This is a genomic window from Phyllobacterium sophorae, assembly GCF_003010965.1.
GTDB lineage: Bacteria > Pseudomonadota > Alphaproteobacteria > Rhizobiales > Rhizobiaceae > Phyllobacterium > Phyllobacterium sophorae.
Genome location: NZ_PGGM01000007.1, coordinates 209,243 through 234,831, shown reverse-complemented (window position 1 = coordinate 234,831; position 25,589 = coordinate 209,243). Strand labels below are relative to the sequence as shown.

Sequence of the window (25,589 nt, the reverse complement as noted above, 5' to 3'; positions counted from 1 at the left end):
TAATTATACCCCGAGGGATTTCAGCTTCCGGTGTAGTGCTGAACGTTCCATACCAACGAATTCGGCGGTACGCGAGATGTTTCCGCCGAAACGATTGATCTGGGCAATCAGATACTCCTTCTCGAAGCGTTCACGCGCCTCACGCAATGGCAACGCCATGATGTGCTGATCGGATTCCGTGGGCGCTTTCGGCAACGTATCGCCAATTTCCGCAGGCAGGAGATCAGCCGTAATCACAGCCTCGGGATCATCGCCGCGAGCCAGAATGATCAGCCGTTCGATATTGTTGCGCAATTGACGGATATTACCCGGCCATGAATGTGATTGCAGCACCGCCATGGCATCGGGACCGATCTTGCGCGGTTTGATGCCTGCCTGGTCAGCGATCTGGCCCATGAAGAACTCGACAAGGGCGGGGATATCATCACGGCGATCCGCCAATGGCGGTACAATCACCGGAACGACCGCGAGGCGGTGGAACAAATCTTCGCGGAATCGGCCTTCGGCAATCATTGCTTCAAGGTTTTGGGCTGTGGAGGAGATGATACGGACGTCCACCTTCACGCGTTTGGTGCCACCCACCCGTTCAAACTGCTGATCCACCAACACACGCAAGATCTTGTTTTGCGTCTCCCGCGGCATATCAGCAATTTCGTTGAGGTAAAGAATGCCGCCATGGGCCTCTTCCAGCGCACCGACCTTGCGCTCGCCGCCATCCGACTCCGTACCGAACAGCTCGACTTCCATGCGTTCAGGCGTGATCGTCGCGGCGTTCAAATTGACGAACGGGCCCTTGGCACGACCCGACAGCGCATGAATGGCCCGCGCCGTTAGCTCCTTGCCTGCTCCAGACGGCCCGGTAATCATGATGCGGCTGTTGGTCGGTGCCACGCGTTCAATGGTCTGGCGAAGGTGATTCATCGAAAGCGACGTCCCCAGAAGCTCGAAGCTTTCGCTGGACCGTTTGCGCAAATCAGACACTTCGCGCCGGAGTTTCGAGGTCTCCAGAGCGCGCTCGGCGATCAGAATCAACCGGTCGGCCTTGAAAGGCTTTTCAATGAAATCATAGGCGCCACGGCGGATCGCCGAAACCGCGGTTTCGATGTTGCCGTGACCGGAAATCATGACAACCGGAACTTCGGGATGGCGAAGTTTGATCTCATCGAGCAGTGCCAGGCCGTCGAGACGGCTGCCCTGCATCCAGATATCGAGGAAGATCAGCCGGGGAATGCGGTCGTCGATCGCCGCAAGGGCGCTGTCTGCGTCCGATGCAACCCGAGTCTCGTAACCTTCGTCACTCAGAATTCCTGCAACAAGCTCGCGGATGTCGACTTCATCGTCGACGACAAGAATGTCAGATGCCATTTAGTTCACCTGTTTTGCCGAGTTATCGGTATTTTCGCTGACCTCTGAGGAGGTGTGTGTGGTCGGAAAAGTCATGCGGATCATTGCGCCCCGTCCTCCATAAAAGTCGTCAGGCGCATCATGCAATTCGAGGTTTCCAGCGTGGTCCTCGACAATCTTCTTGACGATAGCAAGGCCGAGACCCGTCCCTTTGTCCCGCGTCGTCATATAGGGTTCCAGCAGACGCTGCCTGTGTTCGCGCGGCAATCCCTTGCCGTTGTCGAGAATCTCTACAATGAGCGTGTCAGCATCTCGTCTGGAACGGACGAGAATATGCCCGTCGGTGTGACCCTCTTTTACAATGGAATCAACAGATTCAGCGGCATTCTTGATAACGTTTCCAAATGCCTGTCCCAATAGTCGGCTGTCAAACTGGCCGATCAACGGTGCGTCGCCGAAGTCCCGTTCAAAACGGATATCGCTTCGGCTTACTTCGACCAGAAAAGAGGCCTCCCGCAGGGCTTCACGCAAATCCACCGGTTTGATTTCCGGCTTTGGCATACGCGCGAATGATGAGAACTCGTCAACCATGCGGCCAATATCTCCGACCTGGCGAATTATGGTATCCGTGCACTGTTCAAAAACTTCGCGGTCCTCGGTGATCACTTTGCCATACCGCCGGCGCAAACGTTCAGCGGATAGCTGAATGGGGGTCAACGGATTCTTGATCTCATGAGCAATGCGCCGGGCCACGTCGGCCCATGCCGACGAGCGCTGCGCTTCAACCAGATCGGTAATGTCATCCACGGTCACGACATAGGAATGCTCAATCGAATCAGCGTCTTCCAAGGTGATCTGTACATTGAAAGTGCGGGCACTGCCACGTCGTGACATGGTGACCTGCTCGCGATAGACAGACCTCCCCGTGGCGTGCGCGACCTCGAAGACAAGTCCGATTTCGGGCACAAGGGCGGTGAGGTTCTTGCCCACCACCGCTGCGGGATCGAGCGAGAGCATTGTCTCAGCGGAGCGGTTGATGATGCCAATCGCTCCATCGCCATTCACACTGATGACGCCAGCAGTCACACCCGACAGCACCGCTTCGGAAAACCGCCTCCGCTCGTCGATCTGATCCTTGGCCGCGACGAGGTCACTGCGTTGCGTGCTCAGTTGCCGAACCATGGTGTTGAAGGTTTGCGACAGTGAGCCAACGTCACCATCGGAGCGGCGGACGGGGACCGAGACATCAAGGTTGCCCGTCGCCACATCGTCCGCTGCACCAATCAGCAACCGGATGGGGCGGACAAGGCGGTCGGCGACCGCAATGCCGGTCCAGATAGCCGACAACAGCAACGTCAGGGTAAGGCCAAAATAGAGCAGCGCAAAAAGGATCTGGGTTGTAATCCCGTTACCATCGGCCTTCTGCGCCTCCTCTGCCCGCCTTTCCATTACACGGCTGGAACTGAGGATGTCGGCATCCACGGGTCTGACTGCATAGAGAAAAAGCCCTGGAATTTCTCGCAGCTTGATTACCGCACTGAGCAGATTTGTTCTCTCCGGCGGGATAAGTACGGGTTTGCCATCAGCGGCCGTATCGAGCACAGACTTCGCCACGGCCGGTATCTTGATATCGGTTTTGATATCTGCCCGTACCGCGGTTTCTCCGTTCGGCCTGATAAGGGCGGCGCTGATAAGACCCCGGCCGATCGCCTGTTGTGTCACCAGCCGGGTGAAGCCGCTGCGATCGAGGTTATATAGTGTTCGTTGTCCATCGAGGTCATTGACCATCTCAAGCGTCGTGCCCTGCAGGTTGCGGGCACTTTCCTGGATATATGAATTGGCGAGGTTGATGGATGAATTGACGATCGTCGTTGTCCGCATCTCGAACCATCGATCGAGACCAAGATCAAGAGTAATCGAAGCAACGATGGCGACGATCAATGCCGGAACAGCGGCAACCAGCGAAAAAAGAACAACAAGACGTACATGCAGACGCGACGCTGCCTTACCCCTACTTCGAGCTTGGGCAATGCGGAAAATCTCCCGGGCAATCAGGGCAATCAACGCTATGATCAAGACCGCATTGATGCTTGTCAGCAGCAGGGTAATCCGGCTATCGGGGACGATTGGCGTCATCCCAGTCAGGATGAAAAAAGTGACGCCGGTGGTCAGCAATGCCAGAACAACGGTTGCAATACCTATCCGCGAATAAAACCTCTGGTTGCTGCCGCCACCAGCGCCAGACCCTGAAGTCCCAAACAGATTGACCGAGTTTGATAAGAGCATCGCTTGTGTGATTCCAGCCACGTGGCACTCATGCAACACATTGTGGCGGAAATGCAACGTTTTGTCGTTGCGCTAGGCGAATGTTCAACAATTTAGATGGGCCGTGGCGACCGCCACAGAATTCTTTCGGCATGAGTGAGAAGGGTTCGCCTAAACCGGCAATCGGTGTAGTCTATGCGCGAAATCACAGGCAATGCCATCCTTAACAAGCCTTGGATCTCATTTGTCAGTATCGTCTGGAGGAAGCGACTATGCCTTATGTTGACGGTTTCGTGCTCGCGGTGCCCAAGAACAAGATTGATGCCTATAAGGAGCTGGCGCGCAAAGCTGGGGATATTTGGAAAGAATATGGTGCGCTATCGTACGTCGAATGCATTGGTGATGACGTACCCTACGGTGAACTAACTTCCTTCCCGCGCGCCGTCCAGGCCAAGGACGATGAGATCGTGATATTCTCATGGATCACTTATGAATCGCGTGAGCAGCGCGATGCGATAAATGCAAAGGTCATGGAAGATCCGCGCCTGAAGGGTGGCGTGTCGGACATGCCCTTCGACGGCAAACGCATGATCTACGGCGGCTTCAACGCATTCCTGGAACTGTAGGGTCAGCAATTCCGGCAAACATGGCAACCATAAGAAATCACTCCGGCCACGGAGCGATTTCTTCCCGGCCGTCCATGTGATGCGAATAACATTTCCACACGCCCCTTGAAAAAGCGGAGCGGCGGCGTATTTGCGCAGGACGACAACAGCGGTCGGAGCGCCTCGTCAGGTTGCTATTTCAGAAACCCGCCAAATGCTTTAGTGGAGCCTTCTATGTCACTTTCCATGCACAAAATTTCAGTCCCGGCGTTTATCCGCGGCTTTTCGGTTCTCTCAACATTGATTGATAAGGCAGAGGCGTTCACAGCGGAGAAAAAGATCAGTCCCGCGGTTCTATTCAGCGCCCGCCTTGCGCCGGATATGCTGCCGTTTTCCGGTCAGATTCAGCGCGCCAGCGACACGTCGAAAGCGACGATCGGGCGTCTCACGACGATCGAAGTGCCCAAATTTCCCGATGAGGAGGCAAGTTTTGCCGAACTGCGGCAACGTATTGCCAACACTGTCGCATTTCTTGAAAGTGTTGGACAATCGGCCCTCGACGGCAGCGATACCAAGGAGGTTACGCTGAGTGCCGGCCAGCTAAAAGTGACTTTGAGCGGTGAAGAATATGTTCTGAAATTCGCTCTGCCGAACTTCTATTTCCACGTGACAACGGCTCAAAATATCTTGCGTCACAATGGCATTCAGGTCGGAAAGCTCGACTACATCGGTTCGCTTGGCTAACCTATAACCGCACTGCGACCGCGGTCGACGACCAACCGCGGTCAATTTGCCGATCGTTACCGGGCTAAGCAACCAGATGTTCAATCTGATCCGCAGACAGCTCGTTCTTCCTCCCCATTTCATTCCAACGCTTCAGCATCGTGCGGTACTTTTCCAACTGCAGCTCCGGCCGATTGTCGGCGCGGTTGGAAATATCCTGCGGAAACTTGAGAATGTTGCTGAGAAAGTCAGCATAAGCGAAGTGCTTGTTAGGCTGGCTCGGGCCAAAGCCGACGAACTGTGTGTTACGGGTGCTGTTGCTGCTTGACCCGGGACTGCTGGAAGCTTTGATCGCCCGGAATAACGCAAGGATGTCATCCATTTCCTGCGCAGCCGCTTTGCTTAGCGTGGTCGCCGAAATCCCAAGGTCCTCGTAGAGACTCTCGAAACCCTTCTCTACGACTTCCTGGTGCCGCTCGTATAGGTCGGTCTTGTCAGGATCAAGTTTCTTCAAGATTTCGTATTGGTTAAACAATACTAAACGTTCCGCAAAGCTAAACACTGTTCACCTCCGTATGATATGGTTGCGACAGACGCCATGTCTCTTGCAATAATTCACGGGATTTCTGGGTGTTACTTTACACACATTCATCTTAAGAAGATTGTATTGCGCTTGTTACAATTTTACCTTTTGCAAACAGCGAAATAGCAGGCTCCGAGAAATGGTTGCTTGTGGTTCCTCGAATTATCGCTCGCTTTTGGTGCTCTTGTAGATATTGACACCCAGCTCGCGGATTTTCTTTCGAAGCGTGTTGCGATTGAGCCCCAGCAGTTCGGCGGCCTTGATCTGATTGCCGTGCGTTGCCGTCAGGCATGAAAGGATCAACGGATATTCAACCTCCTCAAGCACACGCTGATAGAGGCCTGCCGGTGGGAGCTCCTCCCCATAGGACAGGAAGTAGCGCTGCATGTTCAGTTCGACAGATTGAGCAATCGTCACATCTTCATTGGTCATCGAGCTTGATGATGGCTCGTTTGGTCGCAGGTCGGCTTTCAGTTCGGCTTCAATAACCTCAGCGTTGATTTCTTCTTGCGGATAAAGCGCAGCCAACCGACGGACAAGATTTTCCAGCTCGCGCACATTGCCGGCCCATGGATAGCGGCGCATGAGATCGAGGCCGTCGGCAGTGATGCGCTTTTCAGGCAGGCCATCCTTTGCCGCCATCTTGAAGAAGTGCCGGACGAGATCCGGAATATCCTCGCCGCGCTCACGCAGCGGCGGCAGACGCAGTGGCACCACATTCAGGCGGTAATAGAGATCTTCGCGAAACAGCCCCTGATTGATCAGTGTACGCAAATCCTTGTTCGTCGCAGCAACGATGCGAACATCGGTCTTGATTGGCGTACGGCCTCCAACGGTCATGTATTCGCCCTGCTGCAGCACGCGCAGCAGCCGGGTCTGTGCCTCCATCGGCATATCACCGATTTCATCGAGGAACAGCGTTCCACCGTCCGCCTGTTCAAAGCGTCCGCTCGAACGGTTCTGCGCGCCGGTGAAGGCACCCCGTTCATGGCCGAACAATTCGGATTCGATCAGATCGCGCGGGATTGCGGCCATGTTGATGGCGACGAACGGGCCTTTGCGCCGGCGCCCGTATTCATGCAGCGCCCGCGCCACGAGTTCCTTGCCGGTACCGGATTCGCCGGAGATCATCACCGTGAGGTCCGTCTGCATCATGCGGGCAAGAACACGATAGATGTCTTGCATTGCCGGTGAACGTCCAACGAGTGGCATGGTGTCCGGCTGTTCGTCAGCGGCCCACTTTTCCGGCTTCTTCTTGGGTTCCGATAGTGCGCGACCGACAATACTGACGAGTTCCGTCAGGTCGAATGGCTTCGGAAGATACTCATAGGCCCCTGCTTCCGATGCACGGATGGCAGTCATGAAGGTATTTTGCGCACTCATGACAATCACTGGAAGGTCGGGGCGGGATTTCTTGATGCGTGGCAAAAGATCAAAGGCGTTTTCATCGGGCATCACCACATCGGTGATCACCAGATCGCCATCTCCGGCCGATATCCAACGCCAAAGGGTGGCTGCATTCGAAGTAATCCGCACGTCATAGCCAGCACGGGAAAGCGCCTGATTAAGAACTGTTCTGATTGCCGCGTCGTCATCCGCGACGAGTATGCTGCCCAAACTCATGATCAGGATCCTGCTTTCTTGGAATATGGATTTTCGTCTGCATGAGCATCATCAAGCGGACCACTCTGCCAGGCAGGCATGAGAATTCTGAATGTCGTCTTGCGCGGCACTGAATCGCATTCGATGACGCCGCCGTGGTCTCCGACAATCTTGGCAACGAGCGCAAGGCCAAGCCCTGAACCATTTGGCTTGGTCGTCACGAAGGGATCAAACAGATGCGGCATGATATCGGGCGACACGCCAGCGCCCGTATCCTGGACAGTGAACTCCAGCGGCAGCGAGACGCGATTGCGCATGCCCGGAATCGAAAGGCGGATGCCCGGGCGGAACGCGGTCGATAGCGTGATTTCACCTGGCTCATTTGAGCCGATGGACTCGGCGGCATTCTTTACCAGATTGAGGAAGATCTGCACCAGCTGGTCACGATTTGCGAAGACATATGGCAGCGACGGGTCATAATCCTCATGAAATTTGATATGACTCGCAAAGCCGTTCTTGGCGATTGCTTTGACGTGGTCGAGCACCACGTGGATATTTACCGCTTCGCGTTCGATCGGTCGTTCGTCGGAAAAGACTTCCATCCGATCCACGAGCGAAACAATCCGATCCGTTTCATCGGTAATCAGCCGCGTCAGGGCCCGGTCGTCGTCATTCAAGCCGGTTTCGAGCAACTGCGCGGCGCCACGAATGCCGGATAACGGGTTCTTGATTTCATGCGCCAACATGGAAGCAAGACCTGTGACGGAACGCGCGGCACCGCGATGCGTCATCTGCCGGTCCAGCTTTTCAGCCATGGACCGTTCCTTGAAAAGAATGACAATCGATCCGGGAGATTCGTTGACCGGAGTTACATAGAGATCAACGATCCGGTCCTGACCGAGCCGCGGCGACGAAACATCGACGCGGTATTCGTTGACTGGAGACGGGTTTTCACGCACCTGCTTCACGAGCGCCAGCAACGGGCTGCCGAATGGCAGCAGCATGTCGAGTGTATTTCGGCTCAAAATGCTGGCGCTCGACCGGAAAAAAGCCTCGGCATCGGCGTTGGCATAGGAGATATACCCTGCATCATCAAGCATGATGACGGGATGCCGTATAGAATTCAGGACAATGCCTGCCAACCGGTCTTCCAGTATGGGATTGTCTGGAGCTGTCATTACGCTACCTTCTTGATGTCATCGGCATGCGCTCTGGATAGCGCAGCGTGGAGACGCCTTGCCACCTGACGCGGATTGATTTCGGTCATGATCGAACCGCGCTCGGCAGGGCTGATATCGACACCATGCATTTCCAGGTACCAGCCGAGGTGCTTGCGGGCATGACGAATTCCGGTGGACTCGCCATAATGCGCGAGCATCGCTTCGTAGTGCGCGACCGCATAGTCGGCGATCACGTCGTTGGTTCCCTCCCCGATGCCGCGGGCGATCGTTCCTGGCAGCCAAGGCTGGCCATAGGAGCCACGCCCGACCATCACTGCATCGGCGCCCGACGCCTCGAGAATCGAAATTGCATCCTCCCGGTCCAACACGTCGCCGTTTGCAACAAGCGGTATGGAGATTGCGTTCTTGACAGCGCGAATGGCATTCCAATCGGCCTTGCCCTCGTAAAACTGGCACCGTGTCCGGCCGTGAACCGTGACCATCCGTGCACCCGCCTGCTCCGCCCGGGCGGCAAGTTCCGGCGCGTTGATTGTGGCATCATCCCAGCCAAGCCGCATTTTCAGCGTCACTGGGACCTTTACGGCCCCAATTGTCGCCTCGATCAGCGTCAGCGCGTGATCGAGATCGCGCATCAGCGCCGAGCCTGACAGGCCACCAGTGACCTTCTTGGCGGGGCAACCCATGTTGATATCGATGATATGCGCGCCTTCGCCTTCGGAAATGCGCGCGGCTTCCGCCATCCAACGGGCTTCGCGTCCGGCAATTTGCACGACATGAGTGCCGAGCCCATTGCCTTTCAGGCGCAACAGATTTCCACGTTCACGCGTACAGAGTTCGGCGCTCGCAACCATTTCAGAGACGACCATGCCGGCACCTGCCTGCCAAGCCAATTGCCGGAATGGCAGGTCGGAAACGCCCGACATCGGCGCCAGAAATACCCGGTTGCGCAACAGCACACCGCCTACTTCCAATGGTTGGTCAAGTTCTATCACGCTCGGTCTGCCTGTTTCGTATGCAATTTTACAATAGCCTATCCTTTAGACAGGATCGTGCCTCTTCGCAAGGCAGAGAGCGTCGTTGATTGACCAGATTTCGACCTCCGGCTGTCTTAAACCTCTGGTCTTTCGGCTTGGCAAAGGGTAACGCAGTTCGATGCGACGGAGAGAATTGTGCCGGGTAAGACTAGTGACAAACAAATGCGGGTAGCCGCCGTCATTGTGGCGGCCGGACGTGGAGAACGCGCGGGCCAAAGCGTTGAGGGACCAAAGCAATATCGCAAGATCGGTGGGGAAGCCGTTCTGGCGCATACATTGCGCGCATTTCTTGATTGTCCGCTGATAGATCATGTCGTTGTCGTCATCCACAAGGAAGACGAGGCATTGTTTGTTCAAGCCGCCGAAGGCTGCTTATCCAGCGTTATTTCTGTAACGGGTGGACCTACTCGCCAGGAATCGACCCGCCTGGGACTTTTGGCGCTCAAGGAAATCGCGCCGGACCACGTGTTGATTCACGATGGGGTCCGCCCCTTTATTTCGGCTGACCTTCTGGAACGGGTTATTTTCAATCTTACGCCGCATATTGGCGTCCTGCCCGTGCTTGCTGTTTCGGATACTCTAAAAGCGGCGGGCCATGATGCGATGGTTAGCGCCACCGTCCCGCGCGCCGGGCTCTATGCTGCACAGACGCCCCAGGCATTTCCATTTGTGCCGATCCTTGCTGCGCATGATGCCGCGTTCGCCGCAGGCCGCTCCGATTTCACCGACGATTCAGCTATCGCAGAATGGCATGGCCTGCCGGTCCGGATCGTCGAAGGATCGGCCGACAACACGAAACTGACCTGGGCAAAGGATATCGATATGGCCGATGATCGTCTGTCACAGAAGCTTTCCGCCTACCCGGATGTGCGAACCGGAAACGGCTATGACGTGCATGCATTCGAACCGGGCAAGGGCGTGATGCTTGCCGGTGTCTTCATCGAACATGATTGCAAGCTGGCCGGACATTCCGATGCTGACGTCGCGCTGCATGCATTGACCGATGCCCTGCTGGCGACGCGCGGCGCTGGCGACATCGGCACACATTTTCCGCCATCCGACCCGCAATGGAAAGGTGCCGCGTCGCATATATTCGTTGAACATGCGGTGAAGATCGTCAAGGAAGCTGGCGGGCGGATCGCCAATGCCGATATCACGCTGATCTGCGAAGCGCCAAGAGTTGGGCCGCACCGCGAAGCGATGACGGCGGCGCTGTCGAAGATGCTGGGTATTTCCCCCGACCGCATTTCCATCAAGGCAACAACGAACGAAAAACTCGGCTTTATTGGACGCAAGGAAGGCATCGCGGCGATCGCAACGGCTTCCGTAATCTATCCGGGAGGCCTGCCGGAATGAGTGGTCTTATTGCAGAAACCAAGGCAATAGCTGTGCTTGAGGCTTGCCGGCACAAAGGTATTCTGCTCGCTACGGCGGAGTCCTGCACCGGAGGTTTGATTGCAGCTTCCCTGACAGATATTGGCGGCTCGTCCGACGTCGTTGATCGCGGTTTCGTCACCTATTCCAACGATGCCAAGCACGAAATGCTCGGTGTCCCGCCAGAATTGATCGCAGCACACGGCGCAGTATCGCAGGAGGTTGCGCTTGCCATGGCTGCAGGCGCCCTCACCCATTCGCGCGCCAGCGTCGCTGTCTCTGCCACCGGTATCGCAGGGCCCGGCGGTGGCACGGAAACAAAACCCGTCGGGCTCGTCTGGTTTGGGCTGGCGCTCAAGGGAAAGCCCCCAGTAGCGATATGCCATATCTTCGACGACCACGGCCGCGCTTCGATCCGCAATGCCGCGGTCAATGCGGCACTGGATATGATTCTGAAAGCGTTGTCAGATGATCAGGAACGTTGAATGCGAAGTGCCATGCCAATCGATTCAGGCGAGACAGGCTCGAAACCAAACTTCGCGTAAAGATATCTTGCAGGGCCGTCGGCAATCAGGCTGACATAAGCACCATCTGGCGCTTCCGCCTGTACAAAATCAACCAGACTCGCAACAACGATCTTTCCAAGTCCCTTGCCTTGATGGGCGGGATCAACGGCGATATCGACAATCTGGTAGAAACAGCCATCATCCCCGACAATTCGCCCCATCGCTACCGTTTCCGCGTGATAGATAATCGTTGCGGCGAAGATCGTGTTGGGTAGGCCTTTTTCCGCGGCATGCTGGCTTTTTGGGCTCAATCCGGAAACTTCACGCAAACGTCGATAGTCTTCGACGGAAGGTGTTCCGATGTGAAGCAGATAATCTGGATTCTCGTGTTTCATCGCCAGGTCGTCCTTCAGGCCGGTGATTTCTCGCCCTTGCCATAGATTGTGTCGGCGCGTTTTTCAAATGCCTCGGTGAACTTTCGAAAAGCGATATCAAACATCGAACCCATAAGAAATCCGAGGGTTCGGCTCTTGAACTCATAGTCGATGTAGAATTTCACCGTGGAATGATCCGGATTGACATCTGGTACAAATTGCCAGCGGTTATCGAGGTAGCGGAATGGTCCATCGATATACTTGGTCAAAATGACTTTTTCTTCCGGCTTCAGCAGCACCTGGCTGGTGAATGTCTCGCGGATCAGTTTGTAGCCCACGGTCATGTCGGCAACCAATAGGGTCTTTCCGTGGCTTTCCTTACGGGATCGGACCTTCAGGCTCTCACACATCGGCAGGAATTGCGGATAGCTTTCGACGTCTGCGACCAGATCGAACATCTGCTCGGCCCGGTGCACCACAGGACGGCTCGTTTCAAATTTCGGCATTGGTCAGGCGCGGCCAGCGTGCAGCGCCTCGCGTGCCGCCTTCAACTTAGCGAAATCCTCGCCGGCATGATGTGACGAACGCGTCAACGGGCTCGAAGCGACAACGAGGAAGCCCTTCGTCTTGGCAATCGTCGCGTAGGACTTAAACTCGTCGGGCGTCACATAATTGAGGACTGGATGGTGTTTGCGCGTCGGCTGCAAGTACTGGCCGATGGTCATGAAATCCACGTCTGCCGACCGCAAATCGTCCATCAGTTGCAGAACTTCGTTTCGCTCTTCGCCAAGCCCGACCATAATGCCCGACTTCGTAAAAATCGTCGGATCGATCTCCTTTACGCGCTGTAACAGGCGAATGGAATGGAAGTAGCGTGCACCCGGACGAACCTTCAGGTAGTTGGACGGAACGGTCTCAAGATTGTGATTGAAAACGTCGGGGCGAGCAGCCACAACAATTTCCAACGCGCCTTCCTTGCGCAGGAAGTCGGGCGTCAGGATCTCAATGGTTGTTCCGGGCGAAATCCGGCGGATCGCGTGGATAACATCGGCAAAATGCTGCGCGCCGCCATCGCCAAGATCGTCACGATCGACTGAGGTGATGACCACATGCGACAGGCCCATCTTCTTTACAGCCTTGCCAACGTTTTCGGGCTCGTTGGGATCAAGTGCTGTGGGCAGACCAGTAGCAACATTGCAGAATGCACAAGCGCGCGTGCAAATCTCGCCCATAATCATGAATGTCGCGTGCTTCTTGTCCCAGCACTCGCCAATATTGGGGCAGCCGGCCTCTTCACAGACGGTAACGAGATTGTGAGACCGCACGATTTCGCGTGTCTCCGAATACCCTTTTGACACGGGCGCCTTGACGCGAATCCAGTCCGGCTTTTTCAGAATCTCCGAATCGGGTCGGTGTGCTTTCTCCGGATGACGGAGGCGGCGCTTTTGATCGATCGTGTCGAGTACCGTTACCATAACTAAACTATCCTAGCTTGCAGCTCTGGACTTGCCAAAGATCCAAAGAATGAGGATTGCGCCCGCCGTCGCAACAATCAGATTTCCAAGAAATCCGTAGAAATTAAAATTCAGCAGATCAGCTAGCGTACCACCGACAAAAGAGCCAGCAATGCCGACGATAATGTTGGTGAGGAGGCCATGGTCACGCTTCATTGCTTTCTCTGCGATATAGCCGGCAATAAAGCCAACGAGCAGCATTCCAAAGAAACCGACGCCTGGCATACCCATGATGCCGACTGACTGATCCATCATTTTCTCCCCTCGCTAGCGCCCTGATGCAATCGCTATGGCGCGCAGCACCAGAGCCCATATAGCACCGAAAAGAAAACCACCCAACCCGCAGGCAACAGTCACAATCCAGACACCGGTCCAACCAACGATCGCAATTCCATTGACGGATATGGTGTTACCCGAAAGCAGACTCAAGGCGGAAGGCACGAACCCGACCAAGAGGCCGACGATTGTCGACCATTTGAGGATTAGCCAGGAAAGGCTGATCCAGGGTCTGCTATCCTTGATGGTGAACAATGAGTCTGCGTTCCTTTCGGGATCAGGCGTTCAGCACGCGGCCATAAGCATCCAGCACACTTTCCTTCATCATTTCCGACAAGGTGGGGTGCGGGAAGACCGTATGCATGAGTTCTTCTTCAGTGGTTTCGAGGTTCATGGCCACGACAAACCCCTGAATAAGTTCGGTGACTTCGGCTCCAACCATATGCGCACCGATCAGCTGGCCAGTCTTCTTGTCGAAGATTGTCTTGACAAGACCCTGATCTTCACCGAGCGCGATCGCCTTGCCATTCGCTGCGAACTGGAAACGACCGACGCGGATTTCACGGCCATTTTCCTTAGCCTTTGCTTCTGTAAGTCCGACCGAAGCAACCTGCGGATGGCAATAGGTGCAGCCTGGGATCTTGTCCTTTTCCATCGGATGGACGCCCGGCAGGTTGGCGATCTTCTCGACGCAGATAACGCCTTCATGCTCGGCCTTGTGCGCCAGCATGGGTGGGCCAGCGACATCGCCGATCGCGTAGATACCCGGCACGTTGGTTTTTCCGTAACCATCGATGACGATGCATCCGCGATCAGTCTTTACCCCCAGCGCCTCAAGTCCGAGATTCTCGATGTTACCCTGAACGCCAACCGCGGAAATCAGCCGGTCGGCGGTGATCTTCTCGACCTTGCCGTCCTTGGTCTCGATATGGGCAGTAATCGAATTGGCGGCTTTCTCGACTTTTGTCACCTTGGCATCGGTGATGATCTTCATACCCTGCTTTTCAAATTGCTTGCGGGCGATCGCAGATATTTCAGCGTCTTCAACCGGCATGACGGTCGGCAGCAACTCGACAACCGTTACTTCGGCACCCATTGTGCGGTAGAACGAGGCAAATTCAATGCCGATCGCCCCCGATCCCATCACAACCAGGGATTTTGGCATTTCCGGCGGCACCATGGCCTCGAAATAAGTCCAGATGAGCTTGCCATCCGGCTCAATGCCGGGCAGAGCACGCGGTCGGGCACCGGTCGCAACGATAATATGCTTAGCCGAATAAGTACCCTCACCCAGCGCATTCTTGGGCAGTGGATTTTGCGGCTCCATGGGCTTCTTTGACGTCTTGGCGACAATGATCTCGCCTGGCTTGGACAGTTTGGCCTCACCCCAGATCACATCGACCTTGTTCTTCTTCATCAGGAAGCCAATGCCGGCATTGAGACGGGCGGACACGCCACGCGAACGTTGCACGACAGCTTTGACATCGGCAGAGATCTTGCCTTCGATGGTCAGCCCATAATCCTTCGCGTGCTGGCCATAATGGAGTATTTCCGCAGAGCGCAACAGCGCTTTCGTCGGAATGCAACCCCAATTGAGGCAAATGCCGCCAAGGTGTTCGCGCTCGACTATCGCTGTCTTGAACCCAAGTTGGGCGGAGCGAATGGCGGTAACGTAGCCACCAGGGCCCGAACCAATGATGATCACGTCGTAATTATTGGCCAAGACCTGGGTCCTCCTAATTAAAGATCAAGTATGTCTCGAACGATGGGTGCAATCGCTTTGCCGATTGCCCGTGTATTTTCTGCATCAAGATGTACGCCATCAATGGATGACGTTGTAGCGACGGCACCCGCGTCAAAAAACGCGCATCCCGCAAGCAAAGCTGCATTGTTATAGAAGCCGGCTAATAAGTGGGACTGTTCAATGCCGCCTTCAAAAATCAACTTGAATTCTTCGCCACCATCCCCGCCCAGAGGTGGTGGCGACATGATCAGTACTGCCGGTGCCTTGGCGCCGAACTGATAAGGCACCGTGCGAACGATTTCGATCAACCGTTGCATACCCCGCTTGGAACCAAAAGCATTGCCGCAGAGCACATGTTTCATGTCGTTGGTGCCAAGCATGATAATGACCAGGTCAAGCGGGAAATGCGTGCCAAGTGCCGTCGTCAGCGTCTTGGCCGCATTGCGTTCAAATCCTGACAAATGATCGTCATAGGCAGTCGCTCGACCATTCAGACCGTCGGCGATGACATGAACGCCGTCACCGAGCTCCGCTTGAAGCACCTGCGGCCAACGATCCCTGAATGCATGGCGACCCGATCCATCAGGGATATAACCCCAAGTCAGCGAGTCGCCATAACAAAGGACGGTTTTCATGTCGCTTCTTAGACCAGCATGCCCATCGGGTTTTCGATATGCCGTTTGAAGGCCTGTGCGAGTTCTGCGCCCAGTGCACCATCAACCGCACGGTGATCTGTCGAAAGCGTCACTGACATGACGGTCGCAACCTTGATTTCACCTTTCTTGACGACTGCCCGCTCCTCGCCTGCACCGACCGCAAGGATCGTTGCATGTGGCGGGTTGATGATCGCAGCGAAGTCCTTGACGCCGAACATGCCGAGATTGGAGACCGCCGTGGTGCCGCCCTGATATTCCTCGGGCTTCAACTTGCGATCACGGGCGCGCTTGGCAAGGTCCTTCATTTCATTGGAAATGGTGGAAAGTGTCTTCTGCTCGGCTTTGCGGATGATCGGCGTGATAAGTCCACCTGGAATCGACACGGCTACACCCACATCGGAATGTTTGTGCTTGACCATATTGGCATCTGTCCAGGAAACGTTCGCTTCCGGAACATCGCGTAACGCCAGCGCCATGGCTTTGATGATCATATCGTTGACGGAAAGCTTATAGGCTGGAACGTCGCCCTTCTCGGTCTTGCGCATCGGTGAGGCGGCGTTGATCTGTGCCCTCAATTCCAGCAATGCATCAAGCTCGCAATCAAGCGTCAGATAGAAATGCGGAACAGTCGATTTGGCCTCGAGCAAGCGCTTTGCGATAGTCTTGCGCATGCCATCGTGCGGCACGAGTTCGTACGAGCCGTCCTCGAACAGCTTCAGCACGGCGTCATCGGACATGGGTTTTGGTGCCGAAGGTGTGGCCGCTGGAGCAGAGGCGGCTGCAGCCGGTGCTGCTTTAGCGCCACCGCCGGCAATCGCGGCTTCAACGTCCTTCTTGATGACGCGGCCATGCGGCCCAGAACCTGCAACAGCGGCAAGATCAATTCCAGCATCCTTGGCGATACGACGCGCCAAAGGTGAAGAGAACGGGCGATCGCCCGCCTTGGCGGGTGCAGAAGATGCTACCGGTGCCGGAGTTGTTTCTGACTTTGGCGTTTCAGGCTTTGGTGCAGCGGGAGCGGCATCGGCCTTCGCTTCTTCCTTTGGTGCTGCGGCTTTGGCCGGAGCCGCATCGGCGCCGCCCTTGGCAGCGGCTGCCGCATCTTCGCCCTCGCCCGCCAGAATAGCGATCAGTGCGTTGACCTTGACACCTTCGGTACCCGCGGGGACCACGATTTTGGCAACGGTACCTTCATCGACCGCTTCGACCTCCATCGTTGCCTTGTCGGTTTCGATCTCGGCGATGACATCGCCGGGCCCAACCTTATCGCCTTCCTTGACGAGCCATTTGGCAAGATTGCCTTCTTCCATCGTGGGAGAAAGCGCCGGCATGGTGATATTAATCGGCATATCGGTTTCCTCCCTTACGCTGTGTAGGTCACAGCTTTGACAGCGTCTACAATTTCCTTGACGTTTGGCAGAGCGAGCTTTTCGAGATTCGCTGCGTAAGGCATCGGCACGTCCTTGCCCGCAACTGTCAGGACAGGCGCATCGAGATAGTCGAAGGCTTGTTGCATGACGCGTGTGGCGATTTCCGTACCGACTGACGATTGTGGATAACCTTCCTCGATCGTGACGCAGCGGCCGGTCTTCTTCACCGATTCAATCACGGTTGGAATATCCATCGGGCGGATCGTGCGCAAATCGATGATTTCCGCATCGATGCCGAGCTTGGCGAGTTCCTCGGCGGCTTTAACCGTGTAATTCATGCCAATGCCGAATGATACGAGCGTGACGTCTGTGCCGGTCTTGTGAATGCGGGCTTTGCCGATAGGCAGCACGAAATCGTCAAGCTTCGGCACATCGAATGAATGGCCGTAGAGGATTTCGTTTTCGAGGAAGATAACCGGGTTCGGATCCCGGATGGCTGCCTTGAGCAGGCCTTTCGCATCCGCAGCCGTATAGGGCATGACGACCTTCAGGCCAGGAATGTGGCTGTACCAGGCGGCGTAACATTGGGAATGCTGCGCTGCGACACGCGATGCCGCACCGCTAGGTCCGCGGAAAACCATCGGAGCCCCCATCTGACCACCGGACATGTAGAGTGTCTTGGCGGCAGAGTTGAGAATTTGGTCGATTGCCTGCATGGCGAAGTTGAAAGTCATGAACTCGACGATGGGCCGCAACCCCGTCATCGCCGCACCAACACCAACGCCGGCAAAACCGTGTTCGGTAATCGGCGTGTCAACGACCCGCCGCGAGCCGAATTCATCAAGCAAACCTTGCGTGATCTTGTAGGCGCCCTGGTATTCGGCGACTTCTTCACCCATGATGAAGACATCAGGATCGCGGCGCATTTCTTCCGCCATGGCGTCGCGCAGGGCTTCACGGACCGTGGTCGAAACCATTTCAGTGCCGGCCGGAATATCGGGATCCGCAGCGACTTCGGTCTTCGGCGCGGCAGGAACGGAACCAGCAGACTTCTCAGGCGCAGCTTCCTGCTTCGGCGTTTCTTCGACCTTGGCAGGCGCTTCGGCAGCTTTCGGCGCGCTAACAGCATCGGCGCTTTCGCCTTCGCCAAGCAGAACGGCAATGATGGTGTTTACCTTTACCCCGTCCGTGCCTTCGGCAACAAGAATTTTGCCGATTGTGCCTTCATCGACAGCTTCGACTTCCATTGTTGCCTTGTCGGTTTCGATTTCCGCGAGAATGTCACCCGAAGTGACCTTATCGCCCTCCTTTTTCAGCCATTTCGACAGTTTGCCCTCTTCCATAGTCGGCGAGAGCGCTGGCATCAGAATATCTACAGGCATTTGGTACGCCTCCCTTAGAGCAGAATGTCGGTGTAAAGCTCGGATGCATCCGGCTCCGGATCGGACTGGGCAAAATCAGCAGCATCAGCCACGATATCGCGAACGTCCTTATCGATCTTCTTCAGGTCGTCCTCAGTGGACCAACCCTTCTCGATCAACCGGTTCTTCACCTGCTCAATGGGATCATGATCGGAGCGCATCTTCTGCACTTCGTCCTTCGAACGGTACTTGGCCGGATCCGACATGGAATGGCCGCGATACCGGTATGTCTGCATTTCGAGGATCATCGGCCCCTTGCCTGAGCGTGCCCAAGCTGCAGCTTCGTCGCCGGCTGCGTTGACAGCGCGCACATCCATGCCGTCGACCTGGATGCCGGGAATGTTGAACGAAATCCCGCGCTTGGAAAAATCGGTCTCGGCAGATGCACGGGATACCGAGGTACCCATAGCATAGCGGTTGTTCTCGATAATGTAGATGACTGGCAGCTTCCACAGGGAAGCCATATTGAAGCTTTCGTAGACCTGGCCCTGGTTGGCAGCACCGTCGCCGAAATAGGCCAGCGACACATTACCATTGTCACGGTAGCGGTTGGCGAAAGCGAGGCCAGTTCCGAGCGATACCTGCGCACCGACAATGCCATGACCGCCGTAGAAATGCTTCTCCTTGGAGAACATGTGCATCGAGCCGCCCTTGCCCTTGGAAAGGCCGCCCCGGCGACCGGTCAGTTCGGCCATGACGCCGCGCGGGCTCATACCGCAGGCCAGCATGTGACCGTGATCACGGTAGCCGGTGATAACCTGGTCACCTTCCTTCAACGACATCTGCATGCCGGTGACGACGGCTTCCTGACCGATGTAGAGATGGCAGAAACCACCGATGAAGCCCATACCATAGAGCTGACCGGCCTTTTCTTCAAAACGGCGTATCAGCAACATCTGCCGGTATGCTTCGAGCTCTTGCTCTTTCGTGAACTGGATTGGTTTTGGTGCTTTAGCAGCAGAGGTCTGCGCAGATCGCGCAGGGCTTTTTTTTGCCCTCGTGGCCATATCTCACTCCCTGTGACTTGGTCGCACGAGAATAGCAGCAGGGACGGAACTTACAATATGCAGAATCGAATAAGTGCTATGCAAATAAGGTGTTCAAAATACAAAGGAAAAACGCCATTAACCCGAATTCAGTTAATAGCAAGATCACCGGAGCCACGCATTATCGTGACTTCGTCCGGACGGGAAACATTCAATGCTTTACGAGCCTGTTCGTCCAGCATGTCCTTCTCAATTGTGCCATCATGCATAAGTTGCACCTGCCGTTCAAGCTCCGTGCGTGATGCCGTGACAGCATCGAGTTGAGCCTGAAGCAATTTGGTCTGCTCCTGCAGTTTGATGGTTGAATAGAGGCCATACTCGCCGTGATAGGCGTGGAAACCAAAATATGCGAAGAACAGGGTTGCCATCAGCGGAACGATCAACCGCCCACGTTTGGTTTTTCGTCTCTGTTTTGTCCACATGGCAGATGACCCGGAAGCTTCGTGAATCAGGTCACGATGGCCTGATTTGTTACCCGTCAATAAGACTATGTTTTGCTTAACAGGGGATTACCGCCGCCCCACACAAAACAAAATGGCGGGCACAGGGGCCCGCCATTCATCTTTGAGAAGCGCTCTGGATCAAGCGTTACGGAAAATTCCGCGTCCGGCATAGCGAGCCTGAGGTCCAAGCTCTTCCTCAATGCGGATGAGCTGGTTGTACTTCGCGACCCGGTCAGAACGAGCCAGCGAGCCGGTCTTGATCTGACCGCAATTGGTGGCAACAGCAAGATCAGCAATCGTTGAATCTTCTGTTTCGCCCGAACGATGCGACATCACGGCGGTGTATGCGGCGCGATGCGCGGTATCCACGGCGTCAAACGTTTCAGAGAGAGTCCCGATCTGATTGACCTTGACCAGAATCGAATTGGCGACCCCCATCTTGATACCATCACGCAAACGGGCCGAGTTGGTGACGAACAGATCGTCACCTACGAGCTGGCATTTATTTCCGACGAGTTCAGTCAGATATTTCCAGCCATCCCAGTCATCTTCGGCCATGCCGTCTTCGATCGTAATGATTGGATAGTCACCGACCAGCTTGGCAAGGTATTTTGCCTGCGTCTTCGGATCACGCGACTTTTTCTCGCCCTCGTAGACGTAGTTGCCGTCCTTGAAAAATTCAGTCGAGGCGCAATCAAGGCCGATGGCGATTTCTTCGCCGGGCTTGAAGCCCGCCTTTTCGATCGACTCGACAATAAAATCCAATGCAGCCTGGGCGGTCTTTAGGTTGGGCGCAAATCCACCCTCGTCGCCGACATTGGTGTTGTGACCGGCATCCTTCAGACGTTTCTTCAGCGTATGGAAAACTTCGGAACCATAACGAACCGCTTCGGCGATTGACGATGCGCCAACCGGCAGAATCATGAACTCCTGGAAATCGATCGGATTGTCGGCATGCGCACCGCCGTTGATAATGTTCATCATCGGCACGGGCAGCACGTGGGCGCTTGGGCCACCAAGGTAGCGATAAAGCGGCAAGCCAGAAGCCTCAGCGGCCGCCTTTGCAACGGCGAGAGAGACGCCGAGGATGGCATTGGCGCCAAGTCGGCTCTTGTTGGGTGTGCCATCAAGGTCGATCATCGTCTGGTCGATGTGGATCTGATTTTCGGCTTCCATGCCGCCAATGGCATCGAACAATTCGCCGTTGACCGCATCGACAGCCTTCTGGACGCCCTTTCCGAGATAACGCGGCCCACCATCACGAAGTTCGACTGCTTCATGCGCACCCGTGGATGCGCCCGAGGGAACCGCTGCACGGCCCTGGGAGCCATCTTCGAGAATGACATCGACCTCAACAGTCGGATTCCCACGACTATCCAGAATTTCACGGCCAATAATATCGACAATCGCAGTCATGGGGCATTTCCCTTTCAATTAGCATTGTGCAGCTAGCATCGCGTAGCGTTGGGCTGGCCACTGAATAGCGAATGAAGATGACAAGGAAAATCCCCACAAAGACGAATTATGGATCAAAACAGAAAAAAGGCCGTCAGAGACGGCCTTGCTGCAATCAGTAGTGAGTTTGGGCCGGCGTATCGACCTTGTAATACGAAAATGACATGTCGCGAACCTGACGGCCGTCATTCTCCGTCAATTCGGTGATACCGTGCGCGGGTGCCTGTTCCAGCTGGTCGCGTGTAAACGGTACAACGTAACCGCCGGTGCTTTCATCGTAATCGAGCAGTTTCCATGGAATAGCGTGATATTTCTCGCCGATGCCTAGGAAGCCGCCGAAGCCGACAACTGCAAACATGATGTTGTCCGCGGTCTTGTCCAGCATCACATCCTCGATCTCACCTATCTTATCTCCGGCGTTATTGTAGACACTGGTACCAATGACGCGGGAAGCCCGGATGGCTGTCGTATGTCCTGAATTGGTTGGCATATTGCTCACTCCTTTTCTGGTTTAGAGACAAGGGTAATGAGCAAGGCAGCGTCAGAGTTGCATAAAAACTTAATTTTATGTGGAAGAACGATTGTACCGGATTTTCACACGGCTTTGGCGATCCGGTCGAATTCCAGGAGCTTTTCCAGTAGACGTGGCATCTGGTCGAGCGGGACCATATTGGGACCGTCAGATGGTGCATTGTCCGGATCTTGATGGGTTTCGATGAAGAGGCCGGCAACGCCGACGGCCACTGCCGCGCGGGACAGGGTTTCCACGAACTCGCGTTGGCCGCCCGTTGAGCCGCCCTGCCCGCCGGGCTGCTGGACCGAATGGGTTGCGTCAAAGATGACCGGTGCACCAATGCTCGCCATGATGGGCAAAGATCGCATATCGGAGACGAGCGTATTGTAGCCGAAGGATGCGCCGCGTTCGGTCACCATGACATTCGGATTGCCACTTTCCGTAACTTTCGCCACTACGTTTTTCATGTCCCATGGAGCGAGAAACTGCCCCTTCTTGATATTGACGATCTTGCCAGTCTTGGCAGCGGCGATCAGCAAGTCAGTCTGGCGGCAAAGGAAAGCAGGGATTTGCAGCACATCGACCACTTCACCAAGAATGGCGCATTGTTCTTCTGTGTGTACGTCAGTCAGGGTCGGCAGGCCGAGTTCCTTGCGGATATCAGCGAAGACGGGCAAAGAGTTTTCCAACCCGAAACCGCGCTTCCCCGTCAATGAAGTGCGATTGGCCTTGTCAAAACTGGACTTGTAAACGAGACCGATACCGAGTTTGCCGGTCAGTTCCTTCAGCGCACCCGCCATATCAAACGCGTGCTGACGACTTTCCATTTGGCATGGACCGGCAATCAGCGACAATCGTCCGGTGTTGGAGAATGCAACATTGCCGGCGGAAACGGTGGAATTCAGGGACATTACAGGGCCTCAAATGCGATGGCGGCGCCCTGCCCCGGTGCCTTGTGCACAATCAGACGGGAGCCACGCTTTTCGAAGGGAATATTGTTCTTGGCCAGCAAGGATTCGACGCTAGCGAGATCACGAACTGCAAGCACCAAGGCCTGCAAGCGCAAACCGCGCTCATTTTCTGAACTTTCGATGTTGAAAAATGAGCGCAAGCCCTGCGGCGTCAGCACCGTGACATTGGCATTGGCGGCGCGCAAGTCCATACCAAAGGAATGGGCGTTGACATCGCGCTGGTTGATGACTTCCTGCAGCAGATATTGGAAATCCGTTGGATTGACTTCGGAAAGGACTATCTCGCGCAGAGCAACGGCACCATTCTCGTGTGCGTGAAATGCTGTGCGGTCGACTTTCGGCGTATTGACCCGCTGACAGGTAAAGAAAAACGCATCAGGTGCACGCAGATCGGCAGCGAAAGCCAAACGAAAACCCGCAATATCTTCCTTGCCGTCGGGAGTTCTGAAAGCCCGGGAGAAATTCAATACCTGGCCGGCAGATATGCCAGCTTGCACGAAAGCATTATGGTTCGCCTCGGCGTCCTTCGTACCCATCACAAGGGCCGAAAAACCTTCATTGCCATTGCGGAACCGAAAGGCCTGATCCCGCGCAACAAAGACATTGCCGTTTCTCGCCTCGACCTCGCAGGTTTCCCGCTGGCCCACCGCCAACAATTCCAGAAAACTGTCGTCACCGAAGTAGACGCAAATGTTCTCCGTACCGAAGGGATGTTTCCCAACCGGAGCAACGAGAAAACCGAGCTGTTCCAGTCGTGCTCTTGCGACATCTAGGTCTGCTGTCGGCAGGACCAGATGATCGACGGGATGCGCTGTACGGGGTGAAGAAGCGTTCATGGTCAAAGGGTGTGCCTCAATGCGCCGTGCAATTCAAGTCACACCCGTTGATCAAACCAGTCTGCTTTGCGCCATTGCTGCGTTGATGAACGAAGCAAATAGCGGATGTGGCTCGAACGGCCGGGATTTCAGCTCGGGGTGATACTGAACGCCGATGAACCAAGGATGGTCGGGGTACTCGATGGTTTCCGGCAAAACGCCATCCGGCGACATGCCAGAAAACACGAGACCGCAGTCTTCCAGACGATCCTTGTAGTCAATGTTGACTTCGTAGCGATGGCGGTGGCGTTCCGAGATATCGGTCGTTCCGTAAATATCAGCGATACGCGTCCCGGATTTGAGAAGAGCCTCATAAGCGCCAAGACGCATGGTTCCACCAAGGTCGCCCGATTGTGCGCGCTTCTCCAGCATGTTTCCCTTGAGCCATTCCGTCATCAAACCGACAACGGGTTCGCTCGTCGGACCGAACTCGCTCGAGGATGCCTTGTCAACGCCGGCAAGTGATCGCGCTGCTTCAAGCACGGCCATTTGCATGCCAAAGCAGATGCCGAAATACGGAACCTTCTTCTCTCGTGCGAATTTGGCAGCCAGAATCTTCCCCTCCGAACCGCGCTCGCCAAAGCCGCCCGGCACGAGAATTCCGTGCACCTTCTGCAGATAAGGCGCAGGATCCTCCTGTTCGAAGATTTCCGATTCGATCCAGTCAAGGTTGACTTTCACCTTGTTGGCCATGCCGCCATGGTGAAGGGCTTCTATCAGCGATTTGTAGGCGTCCTTGAGACCGGTATATTTGCCGACGATCGCAATCGTGACCTCACCTTCCGGATTGTGGATGCGTTGGCTGACCTCGTCCCAGCGCTCCATGCGTGGCTTGGGCGCGGGATCGATGCCGAACGCGGCAAGCACTTCCGAATCGAGGCCCTCCTTGTGGTAGGCCATGGGCACGTCATAGATTGTGTCGACGTCGAGCGCCTGAATGACCGCCGACGCGCGCACATTGCAGAAAAGCGAAAGCTTGCGCCGCTCGGATTCCGGAATCTCGCGATCGGCACGTATGAGCAGTATATCGGGCGCAATGCCGATCGAGCGGAGTTCCTTGACGGAATGCTGCGTTGGCTTGGTCTTGAGCTCGCCAGCCGCCGGGATGTAAGGCATCAGCGTCAAGTGAATATAAACGGCGCTGCCGCGCGGCAAATCATTGCCGAGCTGGCGAATTGCCTCGAGAAACGGCATGGCTTCAATATCGCCGACCGTGCCACCGATTTCACAAAGAACGAAATCATACTCCTCATTACCTTCGACAATGAAGTTCTTGATCTCGTCCGTGACGTGCGGAATCACCTGAACAGTCGCGCCGAGATAATCTCCCCTGCGTTCCTTTTCGATGATATTCCGGTAGATACGTCCGGTCGTAATATTGTCCTGCTTGTTGGCAGGACGTCCTGTAAAGCGCTCATAGTGACCAAGATCAAGGTCAGTTTCAGCGCCATCGTCGGTCACAAAGACCTCGCCGTGCTGATACGGCGACATCGTGCCAGGATCGACGTTGAGATAAGGGTCGAGCTTGCGAATCCGCACGCGGTATCCACGAGCCTGCAGGAGTGCCGCCAAAGCGGCTGCAGCGATGCCTTTTCCGAGGGAAGAAACCACGCCGCCAGTGATGAAAACATATCGGGCCATGGGCTTATCTCGTTAGTCCTTTGCGAGTGATTTGGCCACAAAAAAATCGGCGTCAGCGCCGTTTTTCCCGTC

The 25,589-nt window shown here is 55.4% G+C and carries 26 protein-coding genes; 4 read left to right on the top strand and 22 right to left on the bottom strand.

Annotated elements, in window-relative coordinates; all coding sequences use genetic code 11:
• Positions 1-3 precede the first annotated feature (3 nt).
• Together ntrX and CU103_RS16920 are read right to left on the bottom strand one after the other, a co-directional pair.
• Positions 4-1,365 carry a nitrogen assimilation response regulator NtrX gene (ntrX, locus tag CU103_RS16925; RefSeq protein ID WP_106665203.1) on the bottom strand — a complete coding sequence of 454 codons (1,362 nt, stop codon included), beginning with the start codon at positions 1,363-1,365 and terminating at the stop codon, positions 4-6.
• Positions 1,366-3,630, bottom strand: coding sequence for a sensor histidine kinase NtrY-like (locus CU103_RS16920; RefSeq protein WP_106665202.1), 2,265 nt, complete (start codon positions 3,628-3,630; stop codon positions 1,366-1,368).
• A gap of 251 nt (positions 3,631-3,881) precedes the next feature.
• Here CU103_RS16920 and CU103_RS16915 point away from each other — a divergent pair, with 251 nt between their 5' ends.
• On the top strand, positions 3,882-4,235 hold the full coding sequence (locus CU103_RS16915; RefSeq protein WP_106665201.1) for a DUF1428 domain-containing protein: 354 nt from the start codon (positions 3,882-3,884) through the stop codon (positions 4,233-4,235).
• Positions 4,236-4,448: 213 nt separating this feature from the next.
• Positions 4,449-4,958, top strand: a complete 510-nt coding sequence (locus CU103_RS16910; RefSeq protein ID WP_106665200.1) for a DUF1993 domain-containing protein — start codon at positions 4,449-4,451, stop codon at positions 4,956-4,958.
• Positions 4,959-5,022: 64 nt separating this feature from the next.
• Here the strand turns inward: CU103_RS16910 and CU103_RS16905 are convergent, their stop codons facing one another.
• The 4 genes from CU103_RS16905 to dusB form a co-directional block, all read right to left on the bottom strand.
• On the bottom strand, positions 5,023-5,499 hold the full coding sequence (locus tag CU103_RS16905; protein WP_106665199.1) for a YfbU family protein: 477 nt from the start codon (positions 5,497-5,499) through the stop codon (positions 5,023-5,025).
• 183 nt (positions 5,500-5,682) lie between these two features.
• The gene (ntrC, locus tag CU103_RS16900) at positions 5,683-7,143 is read right to left on the bottom strand and encodes a nitrogen regulation protein NR(I) (protein WP_106665198.1); all 1,461 of its coding nucleotides are present in this window, start codon (positions 7,141-7,143) and stop codon (positions 5,683-5,685) included.
• 2 nt (positions 7,144-7,145) lie between these two features.
• Positions 7,146-8,300, bottom strand: a complete 1,155-nt coding sequence (locus CU103_RS16895) for a two-component system sensor histidine kinase NtrB (protein WP_106665197.1) — start codon at positions 8,298-8,300, stop codon at positions 7,146-7,148.
• Positions 8,300-9,295, bottom strand: coding sequence for a tRNA dihydrouridine synthase DusB (gene dusB / locus CU103_RS16890; protein ID WP_106665196.1), 996 nt, complete (start codon positions 9,293-9,295; stop codon positions 8,300-8,302). The genes CU103_RS16895 and dusB overlap by 1 nt, the downstream gene beginning before the upstream one ends.
• Before the next feature lie 204 nt (positions 9,296-9,499).
• Between dusB and CU103_RS16885 the strand changes: the two genes are divergently transcribed.
• Positions 9,500-10,693, top strand: a complete 1,194-nt coding sequence (locus tag CU103_RS16885; RefSeq protein ID WP_106665195.1) for a bifunctional 2-C-methyl-D-erythritol 4-phosphate cytidylyltransferase/2-C-methyl-D-erythritol 2,4-cyclodiphosphate synthase — start codon at positions 9,500-9,502, stop codon at positions 10,691-10,693.
• Positions 10,690-11,196 carry a CinA family protein gene (locus CU103_RS16880; protein ID WP_106665194.1) on the top strand — a complete coding sequence of 169 codons (507 nt, stop codon included), beginning with the start codon at positions 10,690-10,692 and terminating at the stop codon, positions 11,194-11,196. The genes CU103_RS16885 and CU103_RS16880 overlap by 4 nt, the downstream gene beginning before the upstream one ends.
• On the opposite strand, the gene CU103_RS16875 is transcribed toward CU103_RS16880, so the two are convergent.
• The 16 genes from CU103_RS16875 to CU103_RS16800 all read right to left on the bottom strand — a co-directional run bounded on the left by CU103_RS16875 (position 11,184) and on the right by CU103_RS16800 (position 25,517).
• Entirely contained in the window at positions 11,184-11,612 is a 429-nt protein-coding gene (locus tag CU103_RS16875) for a GNAT family N-acetyltransferase (RefSeq protein ID WP_106665193.1), read from the bottom strand. The genes CU103_RS16880 and CU103_RS16875 overlap by 13 nt on opposite strands.
• 14 nt (positions 11,613-11,626) lie before the next feature.
• Positions 11,627-12,097, bottom strand: coding sequence for a type II toxin-antitoxin system RatA family toxin (locus CU103_RS16870; RefSeq protein ID WP_106665192.1), 471 nt, complete (start codon positions 12,095-12,097; stop codon positions 11,627-11,629).
• Positions 12,098-12,100: 3 nt separating this feature from the next.
• Positions 12,101-13,066 (bottom strand): lipoyl synthase, encoded by a 966-nt coding sequence (gene lipA, locus CU103_RS16865; protein WP_106665191.1) that lies wholly within the window; start codon positions 13,064-13,066, stop codon positions 12,101-12,103.
• 12 nt (positions 13,067-13,078) lie between these two features.
• Complete coding sequence (locus CU103_RS16860) at positions 13,079-13,357, bottom strand: GlsB/YeaQ/YmgE family stress response membrane protein (protein ID WP_106665190.1); 279 nt, start codon at positions 13,355-13,357, stop codon at positions 13,079-13,081.
• A 15-nt stretch (positions 13,358-13,372) separates the two neighbouring features.
• On the bottom strand, positions 13,373-13,636 hold the full coding sequence (locus tag CU103_RS16855) for a hypothetical protein (RefSeq protein ID WP_483428618.1): 264 nt from the start codon (positions 13,634-13,636) through the stop codon (positions 13,373-13,375).
• A 22-nt stretch (positions 13,637-13,658) separates the two neighbouring features.
• Entirely contained in the window at positions 13,659-15,104 is a 1,446-nt protein-coding gene (lpdA, locus tag CU103_RS16850; protein WP_106665189.1) for a dihydrolipoyl dehydrogenase, read from the bottom strand.
• A 17-nt stretch (positions 15,105-15,121) separates the two neighbouring features.
• A complete protein-coding gene (locus CU103_RS16845) occupies positions 15,122-15,760 on the bottom strand; it encodes an SGNH/GDSL hydrolase family protein (protein WP_106665188.1) in 639 nt (212 codons plus the stop codon).
• Between the two features lie 8 nt (positions 15,761-15,768).
• Positions 15,769-17,130: a pyruvate dehydrogenase complex dihydrolipoamide acetyltransferase gene (locus CU103_RS16840; protein ID WP_106665187.1), complete on the bottom strand. Its 1,362-nt coding sequence runs from the start codon at positions 17,128-17,130 to the stop codon at positions 15,769-15,771.
• A 14-nt stretch (positions 17,131-17,144) separates the two neighbouring features.
• The gene (locus CU103_RS16835) at positions 17,145-18,533 is read right to left on the bottom strand and encodes a pyruvate dehydrogenase complex E1 component subunit beta (protein ID WP_106665186.1); all 1,389 of its coding nucleotides are present in this window, start codon (positions 18,531-18,533) and stop codon (positions 17,145-17,147) included.
• Positions 18,534-18,547: 14 nt separating this feature from the next.
• On the bottom strand, positions 18,548-19,579 hold the full coding sequence (pdhA, locus tag CU103_RS16830; protein ID WP_106665185.1) for a pyruvate dehydrogenase (acetyl-transferring) E1 component subunit alpha: 1,032 nt from the start codon (positions 19,577-19,579) through the stop codon (positions 18,548-18,550).
• A 128-nt stretch (positions 19,580-19,707) separates the two neighbouring features.
• Positions 19,708-20,040 (bottom strand): FtsB family cell division protein, encoded by a 333-nt coding sequence (locus CU103_RS16825; protein WP_106665267.1) that lies wholly within the window; start codon positions 20,038-20,040, stop codon positions 19,708-19,710.
• Positions 20,041-20,199: 159 nt separating this feature from the next.
• On the bottom strand, positions 20,200-21,477 hold the full coding sequence (eno, locus tag CU103_RS16820; RefSeq protein WP_106665184.1) for a phosphopyruvate hydratase: 1,278 nt from the start codon (positions 21,475-21,477) through the stop codon (positions 20,200-20,202).
• Between the two features lie 154 nt (positions 21,478-21,631).
• Positions 21,632-22,006: a PRC-barrel domain-containing protein gene (locus CU103_RS16815; RefSeq protein WP_106665183.1), complete on the bottom strand. Its 375-nt coding sequence runs from the start codon at positions 22,004-22,006 to the stop codon at positions 21,632-21,634.
• Positions 22,007-22,110: 104 nt separating this feature from the next.
• Positions 22,111-22,941: a 3-deoxy-8-phosphooctulonate synthase gene (gene kdsA / locus CU103_RS16810; RefSeq protein WP_106665182.1), complete on the bottom strand. Its 831-nt coding sequence runs from the start codon at positions 22,939-22,941 to the stop codon at positions 22,111-22,113.
• Positions 22,941-23,837, bottom strand: a complete 897-nt coding sequence (locus CU103_RS16805; protein ID WP_106665181.1) for a VOC family protein — start codon at positions 23,835-23,837, stop codon at positions 22,941-22,943. Before CU103_RS16805 ends, kdsA begins: the two co-directional genes overlap by 1 nt.
• Positions 23,838-23,888: 51 nt before the next feature.
• Positions 23,889-25,517, bottom strand: coding sequence for a CTP synthase (locus CU103_RS16800; RefSeq protein WP_106665180.1), 1,629 nt, complete (start codon positions 25,515-25,517; stop codon positions 23,889-23,891).
• Positions 25,518-25,589 lie beyond the last annotated feature (72 nt).

Bases quoted from the DNA above. Each gene is read 5' to 3' on its own strand.
- CU103_RS16845 (WP_106665188.1), bottom strand. From the start codon at position 15,760: ATGAAAACCGTCCTTTGTTATGGCGACTCGCTGACTTGGGGTTATATC.
- CU103_RS16880 (WP_106665194.1), top strand. From the start codon at position 10,690: ATGAGTGGTCTTATTGCAGAAACCAAGGCAATAGCTGTGCTTGAGGCT.
- pdhA (WP_106665185.1), bottom strand. From the start codon at position 19,579: ATGGCCACGAGGGCAAAAAAAAGCCCTGCGCGATCTGCGCAGACCTCT.
- lipA (WP_106665191.1), bottom strand. From the start codon at position 13,066: ATGGTAACGGTACTCGACACGATCGATCAAAAGCGCCGCCTCCGTCAT.
- CU103_RS16825 (WP_106665267.1), bottom strand. From the start codon at position 20,040: ATGTGGACAAAACAGAGACGAAAAACCAAACGTGGGCGGTTGATCGTT.
- ntrX (WP_106665203.1), bottom strand. From the start codon at position 1,365: ATGGCATCTGACATTCTTGTCGTCGACGATGAAGTCGACATCCGCGAG.
- CU103_RS16915 (WP_106665201.1), top strand. From the start codon at position 3,882: ATGCCTTATGTTGACGGTTTCGTGCTCGCGGTGCCCAAGAACAAGATT.
- CU103_RS16895 (WP_106665197.1), bottom strand. From the start codon at position 8,300: ATGACAGCTCCAGACAATCCCATACTGGAAGACCGGTTGGCAGGCATT.
- kdsA (WP_106665182.1), bottom strand. From the start codon at position 22,941: ATGTCCCTGAATTCCACCGTTTCCGCCGGCAATGTTGCATTCTCCAAC.
- CU103_RS16920 (WP_106665202.1), bottom strand. From the start codon at position 3,630: ATGCTCTTATCAAACTCGGTCAATCTGTTTGGGACTTCAGGGTCTGGC.
- CU103_RS16870 (WP_106665192.1), bottom strand. From the start codon at position 12,097: ATGCCGAAATTTGAAACGAGCCGTCCTGTGGTGCACCGGGCCGAGCAG.
- CU103_RS16860 (WP_106665190.1), bottom strand. From the start codon at position 13,357: ATGGATCAGTCAGTCGGCATCATGGGTATGCCAGGCGTCGGTTTCTTT.
- CU103_RS16805 (WP_106665181.1), bottom strand. From the start codon at position 23,837: ATGAACGCTTCTTCACCCCGTACAGCGCATCCCGTCGATCATCTGGTC.
- CU103_RS16885 (WP_106665195.1), top strand. From the start codon at position 9,500: ATGCGGGTAGCCGCCGTCATTGTGGCGGCCGGACGTGGAGAACGCGCG.
- CU103_RS16815 (WP_106665183.1), bottom strand. From the start codon at position 22,006: ATGCCAACCAATTCAGGACATACGACAGCCATCCGGGCTTCCCGCGTC.
- CU103_RS16800 (WP_106665180.1), bottom strand. From the start codon at position 25,517: ATGGCCCGATATGTTTTCATCACTGGCGGCGTGGTTTCTTCCCTCGGA.
- CU103_RS16835 (WP_106665186.1), bottom strand. From the start codon at position 18,533: ATGCCTGTAGATATTCTGATGCCAGCGCTCTCGCCGACTATGGAAGAG.
- CU103_RS16875 (WP_106665193.1), bottom strand. From the start codon at position 11,612: ATGAAACACGAGAATCCAGATTATCTGCTTCACATCGGAACACCTTCC.
- eno (WP_106665184.1), bottom strand. From the start codon at position 21,477: ATGACTGCGATTGTCGATATTATTGGCCGTGAAATTCTGGATAGTCGT.
- CU103_RS16910 (WP_106665200.1), top strand. From the start codon at position 4,449: ATGTCACTTTCCATGCACAAAATTTCAGTCCCGGCGTTTATCCGCGGC.
- CU103_RS16840 (WP_106665187.1), bottom strand. From the start codon at position 17,130: ATGCCGATTAATATCACCATGCCGGCGCTTTCTCCCACGATGGAAGAA.
- ntrC (WP_106665198.1), bottom strand. From the start codon at position 7,143: ATGAGTTTGGGCAGCATACTCGTCGCGGATGACGACGCGGCAATCAGA.